Genomic DNA, 9,628 nt, shown 5'->3' on the forward strand with positions numbered 1-9,628 from the left:
TTGCTCTGCTGCATCGAACTGACCGCCGAATCGGTGCCCTGCTGAATCCCGCCGATCATCTGCTCGATTTCCTGGGTCGACTGCTGGGTGCGATGCGCCAGCGCGCGCACTTCATCCGCCACTACTGCAAAACCACGCCCGGCATCACCGGCGCGCGCGGCTTCGATCGCGGCGTTGAGCGCGAGCAGATTGGTCTGTTCGGCAATCGAGCGAATCACGTCCAGCACTTTGCTGATGCCATGAACCTTTTGCGCCAGCGCCTCGACCTGCGCGGCATTGTTGGTGACATCGCCGGCGAGAAACTCGATCGACGTCACCGTCTGCTGCACTTGCTCGCGCCCTTGCCGGGCGATGCGGTCGGACTCGCGGGAGGCTTCGGACGTGGCCACGGCGTTGTTCGCCACCTCTTCCACCGCCGCCGTCATCTGGTTGACCGCAGTGGCGGCCTGCTCGATTTCCTGGCTCTGCTGATGCAGGCCACGAGTAGCATCTTCGGTAACGCTGCTCAGCTCTTCGGCCGCCGAGGCCAATTGCGTGGACGACTCGGAGATCCGCCGGATCGTGTCGCGCAGATTGTGCTGCATGCTTTTCAGCGCTTGCAGCAGGCGCGCCGGCTCGTCTTTGCCAACGATGTGAATGTCACCGGTCAAATCCCCGCCGGCCACGACTTCGGCCACGCTGAGCGATTGCGACAATGGCACGACAATGCTGCGCGTCAGCAGCAACGCCAGGCCGACGGTAATCAGCGCAGCCATGGCGATCATTACTGCGACCCACAGCCGCGATTGCTTGAAGACCAAGCGCGCTGCCTCAGTGGCGAGACCGGCATTTTGCTTGTTCAACTCGACCAGCTGACGCAGGGTGGCAGCGATTTCATCGGCCAGCGGACTCATCTGATCATTGAGAATCGCCGAAGCGTCTGCCACCCGATTCTGCGCTGACAGCTGTAGGACTTGTGCCTGAAGCTCAAGGTATTTGTGCTCGGTGCCCTTGAAGCGTTCGAACAATACGCGCTCTTCCGGCAAAACGATCAACGCGTCATAACGCTGCTGCGCCTCACTCAGACCGCTGCGCAGTTCGTCGAGCTTGGCGACATTCTGCTCCAGTGCCTTGGGGTCACGGTTGAGCAACAGGCGCATGGTCAGTGCGCGCAGGCGCAGCATGTCCTGACTCATCTCACCGACCGCCATCACGCTTGGCAGCCAGTTGTTGTCGACTTCATCGGACTGCGCACGCATGTTCGACATTTGCAGCAAGGCGAACGCGCCAAGGGCGAACACCATCAAGGCCAGTAGGCCAAAACCGAGACCGGCACGCGGGGCAATATTGAGACTACGGATATTCATCACTCTGGCTCCTTCCAAAAGCGCTGCATCAGCCTGCAGCGGGTTGCTTTAGAAGGTATCGGCATTGCCGTGAAATTGCGTAAGACGAAAAGGCGATAGGCAGACGAGCGGCTAGTCCGAACCCGTGGCTTTGACGTTTCAGCGCGGACCGGCGGGTTTACCAGTGTTGCGCGGCAATATTGCCAGGAAGTTATCCCGCGCGACTTTGCGCGCCACCGCTTCCGGCAGCGCATCGAGAAACGGCTTGTAGCTGTGCATTTCCTGACCGAGCTTGTTGAACCGTCCTACTACGTCAGAGCCGAGCATGAAGCGCTCGGGATACTTTTCCACCAGCGCCAGCCATTCGGCGCGCGGCTTGCCCTGCTCGTCCAGCAAGTACGGCGTGAGCATGCTCCACGACAGGTCGATAAACAGATTCGGATAGGCCTCAAGCATGCGCGTCAGGGTTGGCAACAAAAACGGTAATTGCGTTTGATGCCGATGGATCTCGGCGCTGGTGCCGGCGTGCGCCCAGATGAACCGCGTGTGCGGATGATTACGCAGCGGCTCTTCGACCTCCTTCAGGTACAGCGGATTTTTCTCACGCTTGGAAGTGATGTTGGAATGCAGCATCACCGGCAGATCGTTTTCCGCAGCGAGGTGATAGATCTTGGTCATCGCCTCGTTGTTGGCCCGGGGTGTGTCGCCGGAGGTCAGCGCGGTCAGGTCATCGTGCCGGGTGAACACCTCGCCGATGCCCTGCCACAAACCCGGATACAGGTCGAGCATGCGCTGGATGTGCGCGGCGGAATTCTTGTCATTGGGATTGAAGCCGGACAGGAACGGATGAAAGTACTGGCGCTGCTCCGGCGCAAGTTTTTCCACCGCGTCGGCAATGATCACATCGGTGGCGCTGTACCAATAGGCATCGGCGTCATCACCGGCGTAATAGCGCGGGCGCTTGGGTTCGTCTTCATGCCATTTCTTCGCCACGGGAATGCCGGAAATCATCACATGCTCGACGGAATTGTCCTTCATGGCCGTGAGCAATTTCTGCATGCCGGCGCTTTCCTGGAAAAAATCCACGTAATGCAGGTGCGCATCGCTGTAGGTGTATTCGCGGGCACTGGCGCTGCCAGCGAACAGCAGCAGACAGGCAAGACTCAGACGAGACAAGGACACAAGTAATCTCCGGCAGATGGGCATAGCCTAGACCGCGCCCGAACGACAAGGGTTCATCCCTGCGGAAAAGCGGAACGCCCACTGCCGGGAATGCTCTATAACTGCAAGGTCTGTTTTGTTCGAACGATTTTTCCTGCCGCCTGTGAGGTTTCCATGACTGTTACCGTCAATACCGTCTCTGCCGAAGGTTTTCGTCACACCGTCCAGATCGACGACCACGAATTGTTTGCCGATGTACCGAAAACCGCCGGTGGTGAAGGCACCGCACCAGAGCCACACGATTACTTCGACGCTGCGCTGGGCGCCTGCAAAGCGCTGACCGTGAAAATGTATGCTAAGAAAAAAGACATCCCGCTGACCGGCGTGGGAGTCGAGGTAAAGCGCGACAACAGCCAGGAACAGAAAGGCAAATACGCCCTGCATGTCACCCTTACGCTCAAAGGCGTACTCACCGACGCTCAGCGTGAGGAACTGCTGCGTGTGGCCGATCGCTGCCCGATTCACAAATTGATGACCACCAGCGAAGTCAGCATCGAAACTCACGCACCACAAGGCTTCGACAGCCAATAATCCTCCTGATGCCAGCGGCGGGTTATGCTTCTGGCATCACCCGCTCAGCCTGGAATGCACCATGGACACGCCACTCCTGATCATCCGCCCGCGCGCCGAAGACGTCGAAGGCCAGCCGATTCTGCGCCCGCTGCCGTCAGCCAAATGCCGCAACGTCGGGCCTTTCGTGTTTTTCGACCACATGCTCGAAACGATTTATCCGACGGGCAAAGGTATGGACATCCGCCAGCATCCGCACATTGGCCTGTCGACACTTACCTACTTGTTCGAAGGGCAATTGCAGCACAAGGACAGTCTGGGCTCCGATCAAGTGGTCGGTGCCGGCGATGTCAGCTGGATGACCGCCGGCAGCGCCATCGCCCACGTCGAGCGCACGCCTGCGCCACTGCTTGCCGAGACCTTCACCCTGCACGGCCTGCAAGTCTGGCTGGCCTCGCCCAAGGCACACGAACAGGGCCCGGGGCATTACAGCCATCACCCGGCAGCGACGTTGCCGCTCAGCGATAACCTTGGCGTGCAGATCCGCATGATTGCCGGGTCAGGCTTTTGCCTGGAATCGCCGGTGCCGGTGCTTTCTCCTACGTTGTATGCGGAAGTGAAGATGCAGACCGCGACCACATTGCTGATTCCCACCGAGCATGAAGAACGCGCGGTGTATGTGTTGAGCGGGGATGCGCAGTTGAATGGCGAGGCGATCGAGCCGCATGCGCTGGTGGTGTTGCCAGCCGGCGAAGAGATGAGCCTGTTTGCCGAAAGCGATGTGCACGCGGTGGTGTTCGGCGGCGCGGCGCTGGACGGTCCGAGGCGGATCAACTGGAATTTTGTTGCAAGCGATCCGGCGGCGATTGATGAGGCACGGCGCAAGTGGGCAGCCGGGGATTGGCCGACGGTGCCTGGGGAAGTCGAGCGGATCGAACTACCGCGCTAGGCCGCTTACCCTCACCCCAGCCCTCTCCCAGAGGGAGAGGGAGCCGACCGAGGCGTCTTGCGTTATACATTAACCTGAAAAAATCCCGGCGATTATGGATTCGCCTATTCCCGTTCAGGTCGACGCCACTCCCGAGCAACCCCCAATCAGTCCCCTATCCCAGAGCGATAGGGAGCCGACCGAGGCGTCTTGCATTATAAATCGACCTGAAAAATCCCGGCGATTATGGATTCGCCTGTTCACGTTCAGGTCGACGCCACTCCCGAGCAACCCCCAATCAGTCCCCTCTCCCTCCGGGAGAGGGCTAGGGTGAGGGGCTTTTCGCTTTTAACCGTTGAACACTTCATCCAACAGATCATGCATCGACTTGAACGCGCGCTTGGCGGTCTTTTCGTCGTACATCATCTTGCCCGGTACGTTGGCATGCGGATCGGTAAACGAGTGCACCGCACCGCCATAGCTGAGCAGTTGCCAGTCGACCTTCGCCGCGTTCATTTCCTCTTCGAACGCTGGCAGTTGCTCCTTCGGCACTAACGGATCGGACGCGCCATGCAGCACCAGCACCGAGCCCTTGATGTTCTGCGCATCCGCCGGGTTTGGCGAATCCAGCGTGCCGTGGAACGACACCGCCGCTTTCACCGGCGCGCCGGTGCGGGCCAGATCCAGCGCACAGCAACCACCGAAGCAGAAACCGAACACCGCCAGTTTCGAAGTATCCACCGTGGCTTCGCCCTGGCTCTGCAATTGCTCGAAAGCCACTTGCAGACGTTTGCGCAACAGCGCGCGGTCGTCCTTGAGCGGCATCATCGCTGCCAGCGCCTCATCAGCGTTCTGCGGACGCACGCTCTGGCCGTAGACATCCGCGATCAGCACCACGTAACCCTTGGCCGCTACCGCTTTGGCGATGTCTTCGGCACCGGCGCTGACGCCCATCCAGTTCGGCGCCATCAGCAAACCCGGGCGCGCAGCCTTATGCTCGGCGTCGAACGCCAGGCGGCCCTCATAGGCTTGGTCGTCAATCTGATAGACCACGGAACGTACAGTGACTTGGCTCATTTCTGACTCCTGATTGTGTAAACACCAGAACGAAAAAACCCGCCGAAGCGGGTTTTTCCTACAACATGATCAAACCGACAGTTCAACCAGCAGCTTGTTCAGACGACGCACGTATGCGGCCGGATCCTTCAAGCTGTCGCCCGCTGCCAGGGCGGCCTGATCGAAGAGGATGTGCGACAGGTCGCCAAAACGCTCTTCGCTCTGCTCGCCATCGAGTTTCTCGATCAGCGGGTGGCTCGGGTTGAATTCGAAGATCGGCTTCGAATCCGGGACTTTCTGCCCGCTGGCTTCGAGGATCTGGCGCATTTGCAGGCCCAGGTCCTGTTCGCCGATGGCCAGAATGGCCGGCGAATCGGTCAGACGATGGGATACGCGGACTTCAGCCACGGAATCACCCAGCGCAGTTTTCAGACGCTCGACCAGGCCTTCTTTGGACTTGGCGACTTCTTCTGCGGCTTTCTTGTCCTCTTCCGAGTCCAGGTTGCCCAGATCGAGGTCACCGCGTGCCACGTCGACAAACGTCTTGCCGTCGAATTCGCTGAGGTAGCTCATCAGCCATTCGTCGATGCGATCGGTCAGCAGCAGCACTTCGATGCCTTTCTTGCGGAAGACTTCCAGGTGCGGGCTGTTCTTGACCTGCGCGTAGGTTTCGCCGGTGAGGTAGTAGATCTTGTCCTGACCTTCCTTGGCGCGGGCCAGGTAGTCAGCCAGACCGACAACCTGCTCGCCGTCGTCGCCCTGGGTCGATGCGAAACGCAGCAGACCGGCAATTTTCTCTTTGTTGGCAAAGTCTTCTGCCGGGCCTTCTTTCATGACCTGACCAAAGTTCTTCCAGAAGCCCTTGTATTGCTCAGGCTCGTTCTTCGCCAGTTTTTCCAGCATGTCGAGCACACGCTTGGTCAGCGCGGTTTTCATCGAATCGATGATCGGGTCTTTCTGCAGGATTTCCCGCGACACGTTCAGCGACAGGTCGTTGGAATCGACCACGCCTTTGATGAAGCGCAGGTACAGCGGCAGGAACGACTCGGCCTGATCCATTACAAACACACGCTGCACGTACAGCTTCAGGCCTTTCGGCGCTTCACGCTGGTACAGGTCAAACGGCGCGCGGGCCGGCACGTACAGCAGCGAGCTGTACTCGAGCTTGCCCTCAACCTTGTTGTGGCTCCACGACAGCGGATTCTCGAAGTCGTGAGCGATGTGTTTGTAGAACTCCTGGTATTCCTCGTCTTTGACTTCAGTGCGCGGACGGGTCCACAGGGCGCTGGCGCGGTTGACGGTTTCCCATTCAACGGCGGGGGCCTCTTCGCCTTCGGCCGGAGTGACTTCCTTCGGCAGTTCGATCGGCAAAGCGATGTGGTCGGAGTACTTCTTGATGATGTTGCGCAGACGCCAGCCATCCGCGAATTCGTCTTCACCGGACTTCAGGTGCAGGACGATGCGGGTGCCGCGCTCTGGCTTGTCGATAGTGGCGACTTCGAACTCGCCCTCGCCTTTCGACGACCAGTGCACGCCTTCGCTGGCATCGGTGCCGGCGCGACGGCTGTAGACATCAACCTTGTCGGCAACGATGAAGGCCGAGTAGAAGCCGACACCGAACTGGCCGATCAGGTGCGAATCTTTCTTCTGATCGCCGGACAGGTTTTTCATGAAATCGGCGGTGCCGGATTTGGCGATGGTCCCCAGGTGGGTGATCACATCGTCACGGTTCATGCCGATACCGTTGTCTTCGAGGGTGACGGTCTTGGCGTCCTTGTCGAAGCTCACTCGGATTTTCAGCTCAGCGCCACCTTCGAGCAACTCCGGCTTGGCCAGGGCTTCGAAGCGCAGCTTGTCGACAGCGTCAGAGGCGTTCGAGATCAATTCGCGAAGGAAAATTTCCTTATTCGAATACAGCGAATGGATCATGAGGTGCAGCAGCTGCTTTACCTCGGTCTGGAAGCCCAGGGTTTCCTTTTGAGTTTCCACACTCATGGTCATCAAACTCCAATCAGATGGCATTGGCCGCGACCCGAATGGTCTGCGGCGGGTTGTCATCTGAGTTGGGGGCGCTGTTCAGGATTTCAAGGGCTCATCAATTTTGAAGTGCGCGCGGGCCGTGGCGATCGGTTCGGCCTCGGTACTCTGCCACGCAGTGACCGCAACGTTGGCGACGCGACGGCCCTGGCGGCACACCTGACACCTGGCCCAAGTGTCGCGAAACTGCCCGGCGCGCAGGTAATCGAGGGAAAAATCGATGATCTTCGGCACACCCGGCGTGCCGGTGAAAATCAGCAGATGCAGGGCTGCGGCCAGCTCCATGAACCCGGCAATCACCCCGCCATGGATCGCCGGCAATAAAGGGTTACCAATGTTGTCCTTGTTCGCCGGCAGCTTGAACAAGAGCTCATCGCCGACTCGCGAGCACTCGATACCGATCAGCCCGGCATAAGGAATCAATGCCAGCAGCGGCGCGTAATCGCCCAGCGCGTGAGCCTGTTGCAGCTGCTCCCTGAGATCGTTGCTCATTGGCCGGCTCCCTTGATCGCGCCCGCGAAACCTTTGCTGCCCTTCAGACCGATGCCCATGCGCATGAATGTGCCGACGACGTGGGCAATCGGTTGCTCGGGATCGTCCTGGTAAGCAAAACCACGGGCAAAGATCACGTCGGTGGTGACGCGATAGCACTGGGCAAAACCGTACACCGCTTTGTTCGGTTCAGCGGCGTGCATGTAGTCGATGCGCAGATCGAGGGTCGGACAGACTTCGAACTCCGGCAGCACGCACAGGGTCGACATGCCGCATGCAGTGTCCATCAATGAAGTGATGGCACCGCCGTGGATGACTCCGGTTTCGGGATTGCCGACGATTTTTTCGCTGTACGGCAGGATCACCGTCAGCCCTTCGCTGGAAGCACTGTGCACTTGCAGACCCAAGACCTGACAGTGGCGCAATGCCGATAAAAAGCGCGTCGCGCGCTCAAAAACGGGGTTTTCGGCCATGTGATAATTACTCGCGTTTGGGCCTTGTGCCAGTATTGAGAAAAGCGGCAAAAGTTCCGTGATAAAACAAACTTATATATCTGAAACAATTGAGGAACTTAACCCGTAGCGCCGAGTTCTTAAGGCCAGTAGTTATTTTCCATAAGGAGATACACCCCATGCGTAAGACTTTAGCTATTGCCTTGATGTTGACCGCTTCCCTCGGTCTCGCTGCCTGCGATAAAAAATCCGAGGACAAAGCTCAAGATGCCAACCAACATGCTGAGCAAGCTCAGCAAGACATGAACAAAGCTCAGGATAAAGTGAACGACGCAGCAAAAGAAAACGCCGAAGCTGCCAAAGCTCAGGCTGAATCGAACGCCGCTGCTCAAGAAGAAGCCGCCAAAAAGCAATAAGCTTTGTGGTGTGAAAGGAAAACCCGCCAAGTGCGGGTTTTCTTTTGCCTGCGATTTACCGGTTAGAGCAACACGGTTCTAAAAGTCGGACTAATCATCAGCAACAACGAACAGATGAAGCCAACTAGCCACATCAGGCTGCGCAACTTCGCCAGATCGGCCAGATAGAACCACAGATAGAACACTCGCGAGATCACGAAGATGATCGCCAGCGCATCGATCAGCCAACCCGCAGTTTGCGTGGTGTGCGCCATCAGCACACCGACCGCGAACAGAATGAAGGCTTCGATGCTGTTCTGATGGGCCGCCAGCGCCCTCGCACCGAAGCCGGTCAACTGCGCCTGCTGCTGCCGAGGCAAGTGATTGTCATACCCGCCCTGCTCTTTCATGGCCTTGGCCACCGGCATGCGCGCCACGTAGATCAATAAAGCACTGATAAACACACACCAGAACGGAATACTCATCAAACAGCCTCTTTGTTCGCCTCAGGGACGGGCGCCTCTGTAGGGGTATAGACCATGACATCGAGAACGTCGGAATGAAACTCGCGGCGATACAACACCACCACCACGCCCGCGCTCATGATCATGAACAGCCACGGGCTGACGAACCACGCCAGCATGCTCATGCCGAAGTAATAAGAGCGCAGGCCGAAGTTGAACTGGTTGGCCGCCATCGAAATCACCCGAGCCGCCCGTGAAGCGAAGGCCTTGCGTTCCTGCTCGGTCACTTGCCGCTCGCCGATCATCGGCGCTGAACCGACCAGAATCGCCGCGAAGTTGTACTGCCGCATGCACCAACTGAACGTGAAGAACGCATAGACGAACACCAGTGCCAGGCACAGCAACTTGATCTCCGACATGCCCTGCGACGCCTGCTGCACCATCGGAATATCCGCCAACAACGACACAGCTCGGTCGGACGCACCGAGCACGGTGAGAATACCGGCGAGAATGATCAGCGTGCTGGAGGCGAAGAACGAGGCGTTGCGCTCCAGATTGCCGATCACGCTGGCATCGGCGATGCGGTTGTCACGCAGCAGCATGCGGCGCATCCAGTCTTCGCGGTACAGGTGCAACACGCTGGCCAGACACGCCGTATCGCGGGCCTTCCAGGTGGCATAACGGGTGTAACCGCCCCAGCAGACGACAAACCAGACGGCGGCGAGCAAGTGGATCAGATTGGCTTGGA

11 protein-coding genes are annotated in these 9,628 nt (G+C 58.6%); 3 read left to right on the plus strand and 8 right to left on the minus strand.

All coding sequences use genetic code 11. From position 1 onward, the window contains the following. Window positions 1–1,346: methyl-accepting chemotaxis protein (locus D6877_RS26005; protein WP_130912568.1), on the minus strand; the 1,346-nt coding region annotated here is incomplete at its 3' end. Between the two features lie 138 nt (window positions 1,347–1,484). Next, entirely contained in the window at window positions 1,485–2,507 is a 1,023-nt protein-coding gene (locus D6877_RS26010; RefSeq protein WP_178083753.1) for an amidohydrolase family protein, read from the minus strand. A gap of 153 nt (window positions 2,508–2,660) precedes the next feature. Here D6877_RS26010 and D6877_RS26015 point away from each other — a divergent pair, with 153 nt between their 5' ends. Together D6877_RS26015 and D6877_RS26020 are read left to right on the plus strand one after the other, a co-directional pair. Continuing rightward, window positions 2,661–3,077 (plus strand): OsmC family protein, encoded by a 417-nt coding sequence (locus tag D6877_RS26015; RefSeq protein WP_016773690.1) that lies wholly within the window; start codon window positions 2,661–2,663, stop codon window positions 3,075–3,077. Between the two features lie 61 nt (window positions 3,078–3,138). Beyond that, window positions 3,139–4,005, plus strand: coding sequence for a pirin family protein (locus D6877_RS26020; protein ID WP_130912563.1), 867 nt, complete (start codon window positions 3,139–3,141; stop codon window positions 4,003–4,005). A 327-nt stretch (window positions 4,006–4,332) separates the two neighbouring features. On the opposite strand, the gene D6877_RS26025 is transcribed toward D6877_RS26020, so the two are convergent. The 4 genes from D6877_RS26025 to D6877_RS26040 all read right to left on the minus strand — a co-directional run bounded on the left by D6877_RS26025 (window position 4,333) and on the right by D6877_RS26040 (window position 8,042). After that, window positions 4,333–5,061: a dienelactone hydrolase family protein gene (locus tag D6877_RS26025; protein WP_130912564.1), complete on the minus strand. Its 729-nt coding sequence runs from the start codon at window positions 5,059–5,061 to the stop codon at window positions 4,333–4,335. A 69-nt stretch (window positions 5,062–5,130) separates the two neighbouring features. After that, on the minus strand, window positions 5,131–7,035 hold the full coding sequence (gene htpG, locus D6877_RS26030) for a molecular chaperone HtpG (protein WP_130912565.1): 1,905 nt from the start codon (window positions 7,033–7,035) through the stop codon (window positions 5,131–5,133). A gap of 81 nt (window positions 7,036–7,116) precedes the next feature. Next, window positions 7,117–7,569, minus strand: coding sequence for a PaaI family thioesterase (locus D6877_RS26035; protein WP_130912566.1), 453 nt, complete (start codon window positions 7,567–7,569; stop codon window positions 7,117–7,119). Further along, window positions 7,566–8,042 carry a PaaI family thioesterase gene (locus D6877_RS26040; RefSeq protein ID WP_130912567.1) on the minus strand — a complete coding sequence of 159 codons (477 nt, stop codon included), beginning with the start codon at window positions 8,040–8,042 and terminating at the stop codon, window positions 7,566–7,568. The genes D6877_RS26035 and D6877_RS26040 overlap by 4 nt, the downstream gene beginning before the upstream one ends. Before the next feature lie 158 nt (window positions 8,043–8,200). On the opposite strand from D6877_RS26040, the gene D6877_RS26045 reads away from it, so the two are divergent. Continuing rightward, entirely contained in the window at window positions 8,201–8,437 is a 237-nt protein-coding gene (locus D6877_RS26045) for a hypothetical protein (RefSeq protein ID WP_007959016.1), read from the plus strand. 62 nt (window positions 8,438–8,499) lie between these two features. On the opposite strand, the gene D6877_RS26050 is transcribed toward D6877_RS26045, so the two are convergent. Beyond that, window positions 8,500–8,901, minus strand: a complete 402-nt coding sequence (locus D6877_RS26050; protein WP_016773683.1) for an MAPEG family protein — start codon at window positions 8,899–8,901, stop codon at window positions 8,500–8,502. Beyond that, complete coding sequence (locus tag D6877_RS26055) at window positions 8,901–9,617, minus strand: DUF599 family protein (RefSeq protein ID WP_130912569.1); 717 nt, start codon at window positions 9,615–9,617, stop codon at window positions 8,901–8,903. The genes D6877_RS26050 and D6877_RS26055 overlap by 1 nt, the downstream gene beginning before the upstream one ends. Window positions 9,618–9,628: the final 11 nt, after the last annotated feature.

The sequence above is a fragment of the Pseudomonas sp. Sample_9 genome, from assembly GCF_004307535.1.
Lineage (GTDB): Bacteria > Pseudomonadota > Gammaproteobacteria > Pseudomonadales > Pseudomonadaceae > Aquipseudomonas > Aquipseudomonas mercuritolerans.

Coding starts and splice junctions, on each gene's coding strand:
- D6877_RS26045 (WP_007959016.1), top strand. CDS start 8,201: ATGCGTAAGACTTTAGCTATTGCCTTGATGTTGACCGCTTCCCTCGGT.
- D6877_RS26020 (WP_130912563.1), top strand. CDS start 3,139: ATGGACACGCCACTCCTGATCATCCGCCCGCGCGCCGAAGACGTCGAA.
- D6877_RS26035 (WP_130912566.1), bottom strand. CDS start 7,569: ATGAGCAACGATCTCAGGGAGCAGCTGCAACAGGCTCACGCGCTGGGC.
- D6877_RS26025 (WP_130912564.1), bottom strand. CDS start 5,061: ATGAGCCAAGTCACTGTACGTTCCGTGGTCTATCAGATTGACGACCAA.
- D6877_RS26040 (WP_130912567.1), bottom strand. CDS start 8,042: ATGGCCGAAAACCCCGTTTTTGAGCGCGCGACGCGCTTTTTATCGGCA.
- D6877_RS26015 (WP_016773690.1), top strand. CDS start 2,661: ATGACTGTTACCGTCAATACCGTCTCTGCCGAAGGTTTTCGTCACACC.
- htpG (WP_130912565.1), bottom strand. CDS start 7,035: ATGAGTGTGGAAACTCAAAAGGAAACCCTGGGCTTCCAGACCGAGGTA.
- D6877_RS26050 (WP_016773683.1), bottom strand. CDS start 8,901: ATGAGTATTCCGTTCTGGTGTGTGTTTATCAGTGCTTTATTGATCTAC.